Consider the following 16185-nt stretch of genomic DNA (forward strand, 5'->3'; position numbering starts at 1 on the left):
TCCGTACGGGCGGGCGTGGCGGCACGGCGGGCGCGGCGGCGCGGCGGGCTCAGTGGCGTCCGTGGTCGCTCTCGTCGGCGGGCGGCTCGGTGGGTCGCTCGACAGCCCGCTCGACGGATCTCTTCGGCGGGCGGCCCCGGCGCCGGATCGGCTCCACCGCCTGGGGCAGCCGCCCCGCCTCGCGCAGGGCGTGCCGGAGCAGGAACTCGATCTGGGCGTTGGTGCTGCGCAGTTCCTCGCCCGCCCAGCGGGCCAGGGCGTCGTGGACGTGCGGATCGAGCCGCAGCAGGACCTGCTTGCGCTGCTGCGGCCGCCGCTTCTCGGGCCCCTCGGCCTCCGGGCTCACTGGTAGAGGGTCCCCGTGTTGACGACGGGCTGGGCGGCGCGGTCACCGCAGAGCACCACCATCAGGTTCGAGACCATCGCCGCCTTGCGCTCCTCGTCCAGCTCCACGAAACCGTCCTGGCCGATCCGGGTGAGCGCGGCCTCCACCATGCCGACCGCCCCGTCCACGATCTGACGGCGGGCCGCCACCACGGCTCCGGCCTGCTGGCGCTGGAGCATCGCGGAGGCGATCTCCGGAGCGTACGCGAGGTGCGTGAAGCGCGACTCGATGATCTGTACACCCGCGGCCTCCACCCGTGCGTGGAGTTCGACGGCGAGCTTCTCGGTGATCTCCTCGGCGTTGCCGCGCAGCGAGAGCGCGTCCTCGTCGTGCGCGTCATAGGGGTACTCGATGGCGATGTGCCGTACGGCCGCCTCGGTCTGGGTGGAGACGAACTCCACGAAGTCGTCCACCTCGAAGCTGGCCTGTGCGGTGTCCTCCACCCGCCAGACGACCACGGCGGCCAGTTCGATCGGATTGCCGTAGGCGTCGTTGACCTTGAGGACGGCGGTCTCGTGGTTGCGTACCCGGGTGGAGATCACCTCGCGCGAGGTGAGCGGATTGACCCAGCGCAGCCCGTCGTGCCGGATGGTCCCGGTGTAGCGGCCGAAGAGCTGGACCACGCGGGCCTCGCCGGGCGCCACCATGTTGAGCCCGCACATCGCGAACAGCGCCGCGACGGCGATCGCCGCACCGAGCAGGATCAGCGCCACCTTGACCCCGCCCGAGGCGAGCGCGCCGAGCACGATCGTGCAGATGCCGAGGGTCAGCCCGAACAGGCCGAGGAGCAGGGCCAGTCCACCGCCCACGCTGTGCGCGGGCTTCTCGCGCACCCTCGGGCGCGGCATCTGCGGAGTGTCCGCGTCCGCCGCGGCGCCGCCTCGCCGGGACGGCACGGACGGCTTCGGGTGCGGGTCAGGGCTCGCTCCGGCGGTACCGGTCTCGTCCATGGGCATCTGGCTCCCCCAATTTGTTCGCTGTGCATGTGGATTGGCGCACTTCGTATGCGGCGGGCACCCGTCACGCCGGTCGCGTGCGACGGCGCACGCCCGTCGCAGGGCACGCCCGTCCGAAAGCGTCCGGTGTGGGACACGTCACGGACGTGACCCGAGTGAGGGCTCGCGGCACTGGTCAGGGCCGCAACCACACCTTAGCTCAGATCTAGCAAACTGCTATCACTTAATTTCTGATGGCAACCTTCCGGACACTTCGCTCGTCGGAACCCATAGGGACAGGTGCTGATTGTCACGTCCGGAAAAGTCCGGACGGAGGATGTATGTCCGAGGTGCGGTGTTAGCTTTCAAAGCTGGCCGGACCGGGAAACGGACGGACGGGACGACACCGGCAAGGGCATCGGCAAGGCATCGGCGACCAGGTCGCGAAGGGAAACGGGGAAACCCATGGCACAAGCGGGATCCGGGCGAGCGGGGCGGAGCGGGATACGCCGCTTCCTGTCCTGGAAGAAAGTCCTCGGCACCTTCTTCGTGCTCTGCCTGATGGTGATGGGCGCCTTCGTGGTGCTGTACATGGTCGTCGACATCCCCGAGGGGAACGCCGCGGCCAAGGCGCAGAGCAACGTCTACAAGTACAGCAACGGCAAGACCTTCGCGCGTACCGGCGACGTCAACCGCGAGCTCGTCGAGCTGTCAGAGGTGCCGATAGACGTCCAGCACAGCTTTGTCGCCGCCGAGAACAAGTCCTTCTACAAGGACCAGGGCGTCGACCTCAAGGGCACCACCCGCGGTCTGTTCAACACCCTGAGCGGCAACGGCAAGCAGGGTGGCTCGACGATCACCCAGCAGTACGTCAAGAACTACTACCTGACGCAGGAACGCACCGTCAGCCGCAAGCTGAAGGAGCTGGTGATCTCGCTCAAGGTGGACCGCAAGATGTCCAAGGACGAGATACTCGCGGGCTACCTCAACACCAGCTACTACGGCCGCGGCGCGTACGGCATCCAGGCCGCCGCCCAGGCCTACTACGGCGTCGACGCCCGCGATCTGAACGTCGCCCAGGGCGCGTATCTCGCCGCCCTCCTCCAGGCCCCGAGCGCCTACGACTGGCACGCCGCCACGGACAACGGCAAGGCGCGCGTCAAGGCCCGCTGGAACTACGTCCTCAACAACATGGTCGAGGAGGACTGGCTGGACAAGGGCAAGCGCTCGGGTCTCACCTTCCCGGTGCCGAAGGACCCCAAGGGCGCGCCCGGTCTGGAAGGCCAGCGCGGCTACCTGGTGAAGGCGGCCAACGCCCAACTGGTCAGCCAGCTCCAGTCGCAGGGCGTCTCCCGCGAGGACGCCGTCGCCCTGGTCGACGCGGGTGGCTGGAACATCACCCTGAACGTCGACGAGAAGAAGCAGCAGCAGTTGGAGAAGTCGGTCAAGAAGCGGCTGACCTCCCAGCTTTCGCCGAAGACCCGGGCGGTCGACGGGGATGTGCAGGCGGGCGCGGTCTCGGTGGACCCGAAGACCGGCAAGGTCCTCGCGATGTACGGCGGCGAGGACTACCTGAAGCACTACACCAACAACGCCACCCGCATCGACTACCAGCCCGCCTCCACCTTCAAGCCGGTCATCCTCGCCGCCGCGCTCGCCGCGGGCGCGGTCACCCAGGACGACGAGCCGATCACCGCCGACACGGTCTACGACGGCACCAGCAAGCGGCCCGTCCAGGGCAGCGACATCCCCTTCGCGCCGGAGAACGAGGACGACGAGAGCTACGGCCCGGTCTCCGTGCAGCGCGCCATGAACAAGTCCGTCAACTCCGTGTTCGCGCAGATGGGCGTGGACGTCGGGATGGACGAGGTGATGGAGATGGCCGAGACCCTCGGCATGCAGACCGAGGGCCAGGAGGCGGTGCCCGCCCAGACACTGGGCACCATGGGCGCGAGCCCGCTCGACATGGCCGGGGTGTACGCGACCTTCGCCAACCACGGCGAGAAGGTCAGCCCGGCGATGATCAAGGAAGCCGACCACATGGACCACCAGGTCGACTTCCCGGACCCGATCGGCGAGCAGGTCCTGGACCGCGAGGTCGCCGACTCCCTCACCTCGGTCCTCCAGGGCGTGGTCGACGACGGTACGGGCTACGCGGTGCGCAACCCGCTCCAGGAGGTGGCGGGCAAGACGGGTACCTCCGACGACAACAAGTCGGCCTGGTTCACCGGGTACACGCCGGATCTGGTCACCTCGGTCGGCCTGTTCGGCGAGGCGGGCAAGAGCCGTACCGACGACAGCGGCAAGAAGATCCAGAAGGGGGCCCAGGTCACCCTGAGCGGAGCGGCCGGCGGCGGCCGCGTCAACGGCGGTGGCTTCCCGGCCCAGATCTGGGCCGCGTACACCTTCGACGCCATGGGCGAGCCGACCCCCTTCGACCTGGAGACCGACATGGGCGCCGGGATCGACACCCCGCCCACGGAGGAGAGCCCGCTGCCGGAGGAGACCCCCGACGACCAGGTGCCGCCCACCCAGGAGCCGGAGGAGCCTCCGACCACCGAGGAGCCCCCGCCCACCGACGAGCCGCCGACGGACTTCCCCACGGACCCGCCGACCACCGACGAGCCCACCGACCCGCCCACCATCGAGCCGCCGCCGACCGCGGACCCGACGTGGGGGATCCCGGAGGACCCGGACGGGCGGCGCGCACGCCGGGGCTAGCGGCCCACCTACGGGAACGGACAACGCGCGTACGGAAACGAACAACGCGCACACGGGCGCCCGAAGCCGTCAACCGGCTCCGGGCGCCTGTGTGTTGTGGCCCTCCCGCCGATGGGCGAGAGGCGGGGCTCAGGCCCCGTTGAACTTCGCGGCGATGCGGTCGCCGAGGTTCTTGTCGACGTTGCGCCAGTACTCGAAGGCGCGCTGGAGCACCGGGGGCGTGACGCCCTGGGCGAGGTGGCCGCTGATGTTCGAGGCCAGACGCTCGCGCGCCGGACCGTCCAGGACCTCGCGGACCATCGTGCCCGGCTGCCCCCAGTCGTCGTCCTCGCGGTGCAGCGAGTACGCCTCGCGCACGATCTCGCCCGCCTCGGTGTGCCAGCTCGCGGGCCGGTACCGCTCGGAGTCGGCGGCCGGGCCACCGGCGGAGTTCGGTGCGTACGGGGCGCTGACATTGGCGGGTTCGTAGCGCATGGGGCCGTCCTTGGCGTACGAACGGACCTCGACGCGCGGGCGGTTGGGCGGGAGCTGGGTGTAGTTCGGGCCGATCCGGTACCGGTGGGTGTCCGGGTAGGAGAAGAGGCGGCCGAGCAGCATCTTGTCGGGGGAGGGGCCGATGCCGGGCACCAGGTTCGAGGGCTCGAAGGCGGCCTGCTCGATGTGGACGAAGTGGTCCTCGGGGTTCTTGTCGAGGGTCATCCGGCCGACCTCGATCAGCGGGTAGTCGCCGTGCGGCCACACCTTGGTGAGGTCGAAGGGGTTGAACCGGTAGTCGGCCGCGTCCTCGAAGGGCATGATCTGCACCTTCAGCGTCCAACTCGGCGCGTTCCGGGCCTCGATGGCCTCGTACAGGTCGCGGCGGTGCTTGTCGGCGTCGGAGCCCGCGAGTTCGTCGGCCTCCTCCTGGGTGAGGAAGGCGATGCCCTGGTCGGTCTTGAAGTGGTACTTGACCCAGAACTTCTCGCCGCCGCCGTTGATCCACATATAGGTGTGGGAGCTGTAGCCGTTCATGTGCCGGTAGGTCTTCGGGATGCCGCGGTCGCCCATCAGCCAGGTCACCTGGTGCGCGGACTCGGGGGACAGGGTCCAGAAGTCCCACTGCATGTCGTTGCTGCGCAGGCCCGTGCGCGGGTGGCGCTTCTGGGAGCGGATGAAGTCCTGGAATTTGATCGTGTCCCGGACGAAGAAGACCGGGGTGTTGTTGCCGACCAGGTCGTAGTTGCCCTGCTGGGTGTAGAACTTCAGCGCGAAGCCGCGCGGGTCGCGCCAGGTGTCGGGGGAGCCCATCTCGCCCGCGACGGTGGAGAAGCGGGCGAGCATGTCGGTGGTGCGGCCGGGCTGGAAGACGTCGGCCTTGGTGAACTGACTGACGTCGTTGGTGACCGTGAAGTGCCCGTAGGCGCCGCTGCCCTTGGCGTGCACCACCCGTTCGGGCACCCGCTCGCGGTTGAACTGGGCCATCTTCTCGATGGTGTAGTGATCCTGAAGGAGGATCGGACCGTCTGGGCCGATCGTCAGCGAGTGCTCGTCGCTCTCCACCGGGATGCCTGCGTTGGTGGTGGTGAAGGGAACCTTGCGGGCTGCCGAGGTCACGAGCGTCCTCCCAGGGGGATCGGGTGCGCGAGGGTGTCGGGTGGCTTCGTCTCGACAGCAGTCAACGCCCGGGGCGGGAGGTCGGCAACATTTGCCCGACTTATTGATTACGCCTTGTTACGGGGCGCTTGGTCGTGCTAGTGGGAATTGCGCACCGTGGTCATCAGTACGCGTACGCCCGTACACGTACGCCGTTGGCTCTCCGCTCCACTTACTCTTGGACTCTTGGTAAGTGGTCATGGCCTCGGTCCTTGGTTGCGGTCCGCCCGGCTCCCTGGGGTGCCGGAGGGTGCGGACGGGTGACGGCGGACCCGGTCGGCACACGGTGTGGCGCGCCCCACGGCCGATCCGCACAGCACACCGGATCGATCAGAACAAAACGAGGGCAGCCGCGGCCGAGTGCCGCGGCTGCCCTCGTGGGCGGCGTCAGTGGGAGGCGCCGGTGGGCGGGGCCTCAGGCCCGCCGCGGCACCTCGAACCACACCACTTTGCCGGTGCTGAGCCGGGTCGCGCCCCAGCGCCGGGCCAGCTTGTTGACCAGGTACAGGCCGCGGCCGCCCTCGTCGGTGGCCCGGGCCTGGCGCAGCCGCGGGAGTTGGGGCACGTCGTCGCCGACCTCACAGCGCAGCACGTCCGTACGCAGCAACCGCAGCGTGATCGGACGCGTCGCGTACCGGACCGCGTTGGTGACGACCTCGCTGACCAGCAACTCCACCGAGTCGCTCAGGTCCTCCAGATCCCAGCGGGCCAGCGCGCTGCGTGCCAGACGGCGGGCCCGGCTCGGAGTGGCGTCCTCCGGTTCCAGGAACCAGTACGCGACGTCACTGGGCGCGATGCCGTCGAAGCGGGCGGCGAGCAGCGCGATGTCGTCGTCCCGGTCGCCCGGGCCGAGCATGTCGAGCACCTCGTCGCACAGCGCCTCCAGCGGCGGCGGGTGGTCCGGTCCGGTCAACTGCGCGGTGGCGGCGAGGCGTTCGCGCAGTTGCTCTATGCCGGTCCATACGTCGCGCAGCCGGGACTCGACCAGGCCGTCGGTGTACAGGAGCAGGGTGGCCCCGGCCGGCGCGTCCAGCTCCACCGCCTCGAAGTCCACGCCGCCGACACCGATCGGGGCGCCCGGCGGCACCCGAAGCACCTCCGCGCGCCCGCCGAGGTGCAGCAGAACGGGCGGCGGGTGGCCCGCGTTGGCGATCGTGATGCGGTGCGAGACCGGGTCGTAGACCGCGTAGAGGCAGGTGGCCATGCGGTCGGTACCGAGCCGCTGGGCCTGTTCGTCGAGGTGGTGCAGGACCTCCTGCGGCGGCAGGTCGAGACCGGCGAGGGTCTGCGCCGTGGTCCGCAGCTGGCCCATGATCGCGGCGGAGGTCATGGAGTGGCCCATGACGTCGCCGACGACCAGGGCGACCCTGCTGCCCGGCAGCGGGATCGCGTCGTACCAGTCGCCGCCGACCCGGGCCGTCTCGGCGGCCGGGAGATAGCGCGAGGCGAGCCGTACGCCCATGGCGCGCGGCAGCGTCTCGGGGAGCATGGTGCGCTGCAACTCGTCGGCGATATAGGCCTCACGGCCGTACAGCACGGCCTTGTCGATGCCGAGCGCGCTGTGCGTGGCGAGCTGCGCCGCCACCAGCAGATCGTCCGGTTCGAAGGCCGGACGGTCGGGCCTGCGCAGGAAGATGGCCGCGCCGATCACCCGGCGGCGGCCCCGCAGCGGCGCGAGCACGGCGTGCTTGCCGTCCGGCACGGCCAGCCCGTCGCCGAGCAGTTCGGGCAGCGCGGCCCGGGCGGTCGCGGCGTCGGCGAACACCGGCCGGACCCCGCGCAGTACCTCGGCCAGCGCACCGCCGGGCTGCACCTCGCACAGCTCGGCGGTCGCGGACAGGTCCGGCTGCACCTGGAGCGGCGGCATCGGGGTGCCCTCGGTGTCCTGGTCCTCGGGGATTCGGTCGGTACGGCGCAGCCGCAGTACCACCGGACCCGCCGGGCGCTCGTCGCCGACCGGCAGCGGGTCGCGCAGATAGACCAGGATCGCGTCGGAGAAGGTGGGCACCGTCGCCCGGCACAGCCCCATCACGATCTCGTCCAGGTCGATACCGCGTGCGATCCGCCGGGTCGCCGCGCCCACGAAGCGCAGCCGGTCCCCGTCGCGCCGCATCGCGGCACCGGCCTGCCGCGGGGCCGGGGCGCCCGCCGGACCTGGCACCCGGCTCAGGCTCTCGCTGCCCGCTTGCATCTCCACACCCTCCGGTGTCGGTCGCGGGCGGGGCGCATCTGGCTCGGCCGTCGACGATTGCGAATGCTCATCACTGCCGGTGCCCGCGCCGGGCGGGGCCGCAGGGTCGCCGGACCTGCCCTGTGCCGGGGTACGCAGCAGCGCCCCGCGCGGGTCCGCGGGGGCCTTGGGCCGGGCAGCGTTCGGCTGCCGGGCCTCGTGGGAGGTGGGGTGCTCCGTCACGCGTGTCGAATCCGTCCGTCCGGGGCTGCGCGTCGTGCGCGCACTGCGTGCTCGTGCGCCTAGGCGCGTCGGCAGTTCAGGAAGAGCTGGTGCTCGGGGTGTGCATCCGTACTCGCCGGGGCGTACGCGAACGACTCCTCACCCGCGATCTCGAAGCCCGCCTCGCGCACCACCCGGCGCAATTCGTCCCGCAGAAATCCCGATACCCGGATTGAGTGCCCCAGGAACGGAATTTCCGCGTCGTCCAGGTCTGCCTCCACCATGGACAGCGTGAACAGGCCACCCGGTCTGAGCAAACGGTGCAACTGCCGCAGTGCGTAAGGGATTTCCGCACGGGGAAGCATCAGCAGCGTGAAGAAGCAGGCTATACCGTCGAACTCGCCGAGTCCCTCCGGGCCCGCCACCCGCAGTGCGGCCAGATCGAGCTGGTGGAACTCGCCCTCGGGGACATGCGCACGGGCCAGGCTCAGCATGCCCGCGGACAGGTCTATCCCGGTCACCTTGTGGCCCGCGTCGGCGAGCGCCCGCGCGGTCGGCAGGCCGGTGCCACAGCCCACGTCCAGGACCCGGGAGCCGGGCGGCAGCGAGGCGGCCAGCCAGGCGCCCGCGGCGAGCTGGCCCTCCTTGTGCGGGAAGGCCACGTCGTACCGCGCACCGATGGCGTCGAAGGCCTCGGCCTGACCCGTACGGTCGACGGCGGTGTCCCCGCCGTATCCCTCGTAGGCCTCGCTCACGTCCTGCCGCCCCTCGATGACTGATTGTCAGGCTCCGCGCCAGCCGGAGGAGTTGTGGCAGCGCGACCTTGCGGAGGACGATCCTACGTTTGAACCATGGGGGCGCATCAAGGGTCTCATCAGGACACATGCGCGGGCGTACGGTCCCAGTTGTCCGGCAGGGAGGGGATCGTCCACGCGGGATCCGGCCGCCAGTTCGGCCAATCCTCGTCGAACGGCGGGCCCCACTCACCGATCCGCGCCACCGCGCGCCACCCCGCCTCACGGACCCGCAGCGCCTGCGCGGCGTTCATCAGACCGGCCCGCTGGGCCTCGGCGAACTCGTCCTCGTCGCGCCAGTGCCAACTGCGGTCCGGAGATACGGAGATGTCGAGGAAGTGGTCCTCCGAGTCCACCCCGCCCGGCCAGCGCACGAGCGGCTCCTCCAGGTTCACGTACCAGTTCTTGAACCGCCAGCCCTGCTCCCAGAACAGCCATACGGACCACGGTTCGCCCGGCCGTGCGAGCTTCAGCACTCCGGTGCCGAACCAGCGGTCACGGGCGACCGTACGCGGCTTGGTGTACCGGCTCCGCAGCGGTTCCGCGTGCACCGCCGTGCCGTCCGCCATCAGCGGCTTGACGCACTCGGTGCCGGGGGCCAGCCAGACGGCGAGCAGTTCCGCGGTGTCCTGGACGACGGTCACTGGGCGGCAGATGTGGATGTGCGCGCCCGCGTTCTCGCGGTAGCGCCACAGGATTCGGTCGCCGCTCGCCCAGCGCGCGACCTCACCGGTACGCACCCGACGGGGTCTTCCGGAGGTGCCGTCCGTACCGTCCGCGCTGTTCGCTCTGCTGTCCTCGGCCGTCATGAGCAGAGTTTAGGAGCCGCCCTCGTGGCCCGCTGCGGTACGCGTCACCAGCCCTCGCCGGGGGCTCAACGACCGATCGTTTTCAGCCAGTTGTCGGCGAGGGGCGGGCGAGCGTGGGTGAATGTGGTCACAACGGGCCTCGGGCGGGGCCCGTGAGGCGGGGCCCGCGCCCTGGGGCTGTGCCCTACGGGCGGGTCATCCGCAGCACGTCCAGCGCCGCGTCGAGCTGCTCGACGGTGAGATCGCCCCGCTCCACGTACCCGGACTCCAGCACCACCTCACGGATGGTCTTCCGCTCCGCGAGCGACTTCTTGGCGACCTTCGCGGCCTCCTCGTACCCGATGTACTTGTTCAGCGGCGTGACCACCGAGGGCGAGGACTCGGCGTACTCGCGGGCCCGTTCACGGTTGGCGGTGATCCCGTCGACCGTGCGGTCGGCGAGCAGCCGGGAGACGTTGGTGAGCAGCCGGATCGACTCCAGTACGTTCTTGCCGATCACCGGCAGCATCACGTTCAGCTCGAAGTTCCCGGCCGCGCCCGCTGTCGCGATGGTCGCGTCGTTGCCGGTCACCTGGGCGGCGACCATCAGCACCGCCTCGGGGATCACCGGGTTGACCTTGCCCGGCATGATCGAGGAGCCCGGCTGGAGGTCGGGCAGGGCGATCTCGGCGAGCCCGGTGCGCGGACCCGAGGCCATCCAGCGCAGATCGTTGGCGATCTTCGTCAGGCCGACCGCGATGGTCCGCAGTTGCCCACTGGTCTCCACGATCCCGTCGCGCGCGCCCTGCGCCTCGAAGTGGTCGCGCGCCTCGGTCAGCGGCAGCCCGGTCGCCCGCGCGACCTCCGCGATCACCGCCGACGGGAACCCGGCCGGGGTGTTGATCCCGGTGCCCACCGCCGTTCCGCCGAGCGGGAGTTCGGCCAGCCGCGGCAGCGAGGCCCGCAGCCGCTCCACGCCGTAGCGCACCTGCGCCGCGTACCCCGCGAACTCCTGCCCCAGCGTGACCGGCGTGGCGTCCATCAGATGCGTACGCCCCGACTTCACCACGTCCGCGAACTCCTCCGCCTTGCGCGCCAGCGAGGCGGCGAGGTGGTCGAGGGCGGGAATCAGGTCCCGGGTCACGGCCGCGGTCGCGGCGATGTGGATGGAGGACGGGAAGACGTCGTTCGAGGACTGCGAGGCGTTCACATGGTCGTTGGGGTGCACCTCGCGCCCGAGCCGCTCGGTGGCCAGCGTCGCGAGCACCTCATTGGTGTTCATATTGGACGAGGTGCCCGACCCGGTCTGGAACACATCCACCGGAAAGTGCTCGTCCCACCGCCCCTCGGCCACCTCACGCGCCGCCTCCTGCACGGCCTCGGCGACCTCCGCGTCCAGCACGCCCAGTTCGGCGTTCACCTTGGCCGCCGCCCCCTTGATCCGCGCCAGCGCCTCGATGTGCGCCCGCTCGATGCGCTGCCCGGACACCGGAAAGTTCTCCACGGCCCGCTGCGTCTGCGCCCGCCACTTGGCGTGGGCGGGCACGCGGACCTCGCCCATGGAGTCGTGCTCGATGCGGTAGTCGACTTCGGCGGGGCTCTGGTGGGGTCCGCTGCCGGGTTCAGTGGTCATGGGTGGTGTACCTCCTGAAAGGGGAGCGGGCGTGGGGGGCTGGGTATTCCCGGGCAGTGGCGCCGCGCGGGACGGCCCAGTAAAGCAACGCGGGAATGCTCGGTGCGGGATGCGCGACGCCGGAGGGCGAGAGGGAGTGAACAGATCGTCAAGAGAGTGAGAAGGGTGACTACTTGACTGTCGAGAGTGATCGAATTTGGTGTGCGGAGTTCCGTTTCGGCGGGGAGGCTGGGACGGGTGCGATGGTCCCGAGCTCGGCTGCCGAAGTGATCGGCGGTCCGTCCGGGGCCGTGGCCCGCACGTACTGCCCCATCGACGAACACGACGAGGAAAAGGGGAGAGGCAGCACACGTCACGCCAAGGAGGTCGTCGCGGCACAGAAGTCCGGTACCGCCGCGCCACCGCTCTCCAAGCATCTGACCGAGCCCGTCCAGCTGTCCGGCCGAGTTCGTCGGCAGGCGCTGTCTCACCCTCTCGCAATCACCTTCGAACCATCTGTGGAGCACCGTATGAGCGATCTGCGGATCGACGGCACGATCTTCGAGGACTTACGGAAGACCTTCGGCAACGTCTCAGGCCGTATGGGCGACGCCCGCACCGCCCTCAAGCACACTGACGCCTCCGTGGTCGGCGCCCCGAAACTCGTGGAGGAGCTCCACGACTTCGCCGACGAGTGGGGCTACGGCATGAAGCAACTGGGCAAGCACGCACAGGGCGCCGTGAAGATGATCAACACGATAGGCAAGACCTTCGACGAACTGGATCACGAGCTCGCCGAGGCCCTGAAGTCGAAGAAGTCGAAGAAGTCGCAGGGGAAGGGCAACTGACGTGACGCGCCCCCAGTTACCCGCCATCGGCCGCGACCCGACGCCCGGCGACGTCCTGGAGACCAGGAACCTCGCACGCCGCATCAACGGGTTGGCGACCGATCTGGGCACGACCGTCCGCGAGTTGGAACAGGTCAGCTGCGGTGCCTGGAAGGGCAAGACTGCGGTGGCCTTCGCCGGCCACGTCGGCGAGGACCTCACGCCCCTGTTCAAGAAGAGCCACGAGTCCTTCAGCAAGGCGGCGAGCGCGCTCAGCCGTTGGGCGACGCAGTTGCAGGAGTTCCAGGACGAGACCGACCGACTGGAGAAGGCGGCACAGAAAGCCCTGGATGAGCGCGACGACGCCAAGACTCGCGAGGACGCGAAGTCTGCGGAGGGCGGCAAGGGCGACGGCAAGGGCGAGGGCGCCGACAAGGGCAAGAGCCTGGCAGACGCGGAGATCGCGGTCGGCGAGGCCATGAGCTGGCTCCACGACCTGGACGACCGCTACGCCAAGGCCGCCAAGAAGATCGGCGAGGACCTGGAGAAGGCCGGCAACATCGCCCCGAACAAGCCGGGCCTCTTCGACCGCATCGCCGACGGCTTCAAGGGGATGGCGGAGTGGGTCAAGGACCACGCCGACATCATCGCGCTGGTGGGTGATCTTCTCAGCGATCTGACCGCGATCCTCGGGCTGTTGGCCATCATCACCCTGCCGTTCCCGCCGTTGGCAGCGATCTTCGGGACGGCTGCGCTGATCACGGGCGGACTGGCGCTCGGGGCTCATTCGTTGGCGAAGCTGGCCGGTGCGGATGTGAGTTGGGCGAAGATCGGGCTTGACGCGGTGGGCCTGCTCCCCGGTATCGGGCTGTTCGGCAAGGGGGCGAAGCTGGCGAAGGGGGCCGATGATCTGGTGGGGACCGCGGCGAAGTTCGGCAAGGGCTTCACAGCGGCCAAGGTGACGTCCGCCAAGAATATCCTCGCGATGGGTGAAATGGCGGGGAAGGTCAAAGGGGGAGTCAACCTTTTCCAGAAGGTGGCCATCGGAGGCACGGCCAAGAAATTCGTCCTGGTCTCTCATGAAAGCAGCGGAACGATGAGCAGGCTCGCGGGTCTCGCCCAGGGCGGATATCACGAAGGGCAATGGCTGGGAACCAAAGGGCTGAAGCTGATAACCGGAGGAAAGGCCGATCTCGATCCTTTCAGCGCCGGAGGGCGTGCCCTTGATGGCGCCCTGAAGATCGCACCCAAACTGCAGAGCATTCCCCAGCACGTCGGCGAGGCGATCAATCCCGGCGATCGATTCGCTGCCGCGCACTGACTCCAGGAGAGGTGAAGGAAAATGCCAATCTGGGAACCGGAACCGGGCGAAACCATGCTGGCCCGAGTTCAGGTCGTGTTCGCCACCGGTGCCGCAACCGCCGTCAAAGGGATGCGTTGGTTCCGGGACACCGAACGGCGGGATATCCAGGACCGGTTGCCGGGCTGGCCCGCAGGTCCCGAGTTCGTCGCACGTGGCAAGTCCGCCAAGGGTGTGCGGGGCGTGGGTGGCGTTCTTGGACGTATCGGCTACGTCGCGGTGATGATCGTGCTCACCGCGGCTGGCGGGCTCGGCCCCGGCCCTGGCACACTCGGCAGGCCCGACGAGCCGGAGAACGAGGTGGACGACTTCCCCGTGCTCTGGGGCGACCCCGACAGCGTGGCCGCGACCCTTCCCTGGCAGATGGACCTGGGCCGTCGTCCGCGCGGATACCGTACTCATCTCATCGTCACGGACTCGCGCCTGGTCGTGGTGGGCTTCACGACGTCGGACACCATCGACGACGAGGTCCTCTGGGAGATCGACCGGGCCCGTGTCGCCAAAGTGGAAACCAGGGACTTCAGTGCCATTCCGTTGAGAGTGAAAGATCTCGCCGGCAACCAGTGCGATCTGCGCATCGACTTTACGGACGGCTCGTGGTGCCGCGTGGCCTCGAACTATCGGGAGGATTTGGCGCCCTACTTGGTGGGTTCCCCTGAACTGGTCCCCCTCTCTGAGCTCACCGAAGGGCAAAGGCAACGTGTCGATCGCTTCAGTGAGAACTACGACTTGATGGGCGATCCCGTAGTGCTTCGTCTGGACAACGGAAACTTCCGCATGGCCGGCAGGGGTGCGGTGGAAGTCAGCGACTTCTCCGGGATGTTCGCGCCGAGCGACCTCATGGACTCGCAAGGAAGCAGCCCGGGCCGCTGACCGTACGGCACGAACAGAACGGCAAGAATCATGACCATTCCTTCGGAGATATCCGCGTCGGATGCCATCAGTGACATACCGCCGGTGTGGTTCGATGTCCCGTCGACGTTTTTCGCTCTTCCTCTGGCAGAAACGCCCGAAGAACGCGCCGAACGCGCCGAGACTTTCGTACGGCAGTTGTACTCCCAGGGCGACGAATCTATCTGGGAACCCGCGGCCCCGTACTACGAGGCCCTCGCCGAACACTTCTCGGACAGCGGCCTCTCCTACTCCGCGATGGGGCTCTTCTCCACGGACGAGGGCGCTGTCGTCCAATGTGCCTTCACCCTGGCCGCCGTCGAGACCGGGCACGCGGACCCCGACATCGCGGCCCAGGGAACCCTCGCGACGCTGTCGGTCGACTCGGACAACGACGCGCGCTGGCTGGATCTGCCCTGTGGCCCGGCTATCTCCTGCGTCACCCTCACCGAGCTGGTTCTCAATGCGGGGATCACCGCCTCGGGGGAGCAGGAGAAACTCCTGACCGGTCAGATTCAGGTCCATGTCCCGTTCCCCAACGCCCCGTACACGGCGGTGTTCACCATGCACACCGCTTCGATGGACTACTGGGGCGAGATCTGCGACATGACAGCTGCAGTGCTGGACACGGTCTCCTTCGAGGAGCCCGAGGTGAGCAGCCGCGGGGTGGCTCAGGACGGCACGGACACCGTTACGACCTGAGGCCGCCCCCCTCAACTCCCGTTAAAGTGGCGCAACTTGGCGCACCAGATCGCGTGCCACACCACGCACGGGTCGGTGAGCGTGTTCATGGGTACCAGGAAGCCGCGAGGACAGGTCCCGGGCGGGCTCCGGTGCCAGTCCTCGGTACCGGGCGGCATTGGTGCGGGAGATTCGGCGGGGGCGGCAATGGACAGAGACAGCGACGGGCAGCAGCCGTACGGGCAGCCGCCTGAGCAGGGCGGGAACCAGGGTGACCAGGGGGCGGGCGCCGGAGCTGGTGCCGGAGCTGCGGCGGACCGTGACGGCACCGGACTGGGGAGCGCGCCGCCTCCGGGGTGGCCGGCCCCGCCGTCCGAAGCGCCGAGCGGTCTACCTTCCGCGCCGCCATCCGCCCCACCGCCCGCACCGCCGTGGTCCGCCCCACCGCCGCGGCCGGGTCTGAGCACTCCCTGGATATGGGTGCTCTCGGTGGCCGGTCTGCTGATGGGTGTCCTCGGGCTGGTGGTCCTGGTGGGGGTGGTCGGGGACGAGGACGAGGGCGAAGGTGAGAAGAAGCGGCCCGAGCGCACCACGGTGGCACCCCAAGGGACGCTGAGGTTCGTGCGGGTGGTCGCCGTGGACACAGGTGCCTGCCCGGCGGACAAGGGGCCCGAGGAGTTCACCGGTACCGATGGCCGTGAGTGCCTGACCGTCGACTCGGGGGCGGACACCGCCATGGAGGTCGAGCGGCTGGAGTCGGTGGCCGCGAGTTACCGGGCCGAATCGGCCGGGTGGACGGTATCGATGAGCTTCAACTCCCGTGACGCGGAGCGTTTCCGGGCGCTGAGCGCGAAGGTGTCGGGCAGTGCGCCGCCGAACAACCGCGTGGCGACGCTCCTCGGCGACCGCCTCCTGAGCGCCCCCGCGGTCCTGAGCGTGATCTCCGGTGGCAAGGTCGAGATCTCCGGCGGTCTGACCAAGGAGAAGGCGGAACGCCTGGCCTACGACCTCGGTGCCCGCAGCGGGAGCTGAGCCGGAGCCCACCCGTGCGATGCGGGCTGTCGAGAGCTGTGTGGTGCGGCGCGGTGCGTGCGACGCGGGCCGTCGGTCCGTACGGCACTGACCTGGTCCGTCCGTACGGCACTGCCCCGGTCCGTCCGCCCGTAC

13 protein-coding genes are annotated in these 16185 nt (G+C 69.3%); 6 read left to right on the forward strand and 7 right to left on the reverse strand.

Annotated elements, in window-relative coordinates; all coding sequences use genetic code 11:
• Positions 1-49 precede the first annotated feature (49 nt).
• The gene (locus tag HUT18_RS23430; RefSeq protein ID WP_176102530.1) at positions 50-346 is read right to left on the reverse strand and encodes a hypothetical protein; all 297 of its coding nucleotides are present in this window, start codon (positions 344-346) and stop codon (positions 50-52) included.
• Entirely contained in the window at positions 343-1233 is an 891-nt protein-coding gene (locus tag HUT18_RS23435; protein WP_254879080.1) for an SPFH domain-containing protein, read from the reverse strand. Before HUT18_RS23435 ends, HUT18_RS23430 begins: the two co-directional genes overlap by 4 nt.
• Positions 1234-1785: 552 nt before the next feature.
• On the opposite strand from HUT18_RS23435, the gene HUT18_RS23440 reads away from it, so the two are divergent.
• Positions 1786-4041, forward strand: a complete 2256-nt coding sequence (locus tag HUT18_RS23440; RefSeq protein WP_176102532.1) for a transglycosylase domain-containing protein — start codon at positions 1786-1788, stop codon at positions 4039-4041.
• 129 nt (positions 4042-4170) lie between these two features.
• On the opposite strand, the gene HUT18_RS23445 is transcribed toward HUT18_RS23440, so the two are convergent.
• The 5 genes from HUT18_RS23445 to HUT18_RS23465 form a co-directional block, all read right to left on the reverse strand.
• Positions 4171-5634: a catalase gene (locus tag HUT18_RS23445; protein ID WP_176102533.1), complete on the reverse strand. Its 1464-nt coding sequence runs from the start codon at positions 5632-5634 to the stop codon at positions 4171-4173.
• Between the two features lie 454 nt (positions 5635-6088).
• Positions 6089-8086: an ATP-binding SpoIIE family protein phosphatase gene (locus tag HUT18_RS23450; RefSeq protein ID WP_176102534.1), complete on the reverse strand. Its 1998-nt coding sequence runs from the start codon at positions 8084-8086 to the stop codon at positions 6089-6091.
• 59 nt (positions 8087-8145) lie between these two features.
• Complete coding sequence (locus HUT18_RS23455; RefSeq protein WP_176102535.1) at positions 8146-8820, reverse strand: class I SAM-dependent methyltransferase; 675 nt, start codon at positions 8818-8820, stop codon at positions 8146-8148.
• 119 nt (positions 8821-8939) lie between these two features.
• Complete coding sequence (locus HUT18_RS23460; protein WP_176102536.1) at positions 8940-9668, reverse strand: DUF402 domain-containing protein; 729 nt, start codon at positions 9666-9668, stop codon at positions 8940-8942.
• Positions 9669-9852: 184 nt separating this feature from the next.
• A complete protein-coding gene (locus tag HUT18_RS23465) occupies positions 9853-11280 on the reverse strand; it encodes an aspartate ammonia-lyase (protein ID WP_176102537.1) in 1428 nt (475 codons plus the stop codon).
• Positions 11281-11789: 509 nt separating this feature from the next.
• On the opposite strand from HUT18_RS23465, the gene HUT18_RS23470 reads away from it, so the two are divergent.
• The 5 genes from HUT18_RS23470 (at position 11790) to HUT18_RS23490 (ending at position 16050) form a co-directional block, all read left to right on the forward strand.
• Complete coding sequence (locus HUT18_RS23470; RefSeq protein WP_176102538.1) at positions 11790-12107, forward strand: hypothetical protein; 318 nt, start codon at positions 11790-11792, stop codon at positions 12105-12107.
• Position 12108: 1 nt separating this feature from the next.
• Positions 12109-13407 carry an enoyl-CoA hydratase/isomerase family protein gene (locus HUT18_RS23475; protein WP_176102539.1) on the forward strand — a complete coding sequence of 433 codons (1299 nt, stop codon included), beginning with the start codon at positions 12109-12111 and terminating at the stop codon, positions 13405-13407.
• A 21-nt stretch (positions 13408-13428) separates the two neighbouring features.
• Entirely contained in the window at positions 13429-14319 is an 891-nt protein-coding gene (locus HUT18_RS23480) for a hypothetical protein (protein WP_176102540.1), read from the forward strand.
• Positions 14320-14349: 30 nt separating this feature from the next.
• The gene (locus tag HUT18_RS23485) at positions 14350-15039 is read left to right on the forward strand and encodes a hypothetical protein (protein ID WP_176102541.1); all 690 of its coding nucleotides are present in this window, start codon (positions 14350-14352) and stop codon (positions 15037-15039) included.
• A 468-nt stretch (positions 15040-15507) separates the two neighbouring features.
• The gene (locus HUT18_RS23490; protein WP_176102542.1) at positions 15508-16050 is read left to right on the forward strand and encodes a hypothetical protein; all 543 of its coding nucleotides are present in this window, start codon (positions 15508-15510) and stop codon (positions 16048-16050) included.
• Positions 16051-16185 lie beyond the last annotated feature (135 nt).

The organism is Streptomyces sp. NA04227 (assembly GCF_013364195.1).
Lineage (GTDB): Bacteria > Actinomycetota > Actinomycetes > Streptomycetales > Streptomycetaceae > Streptomyces.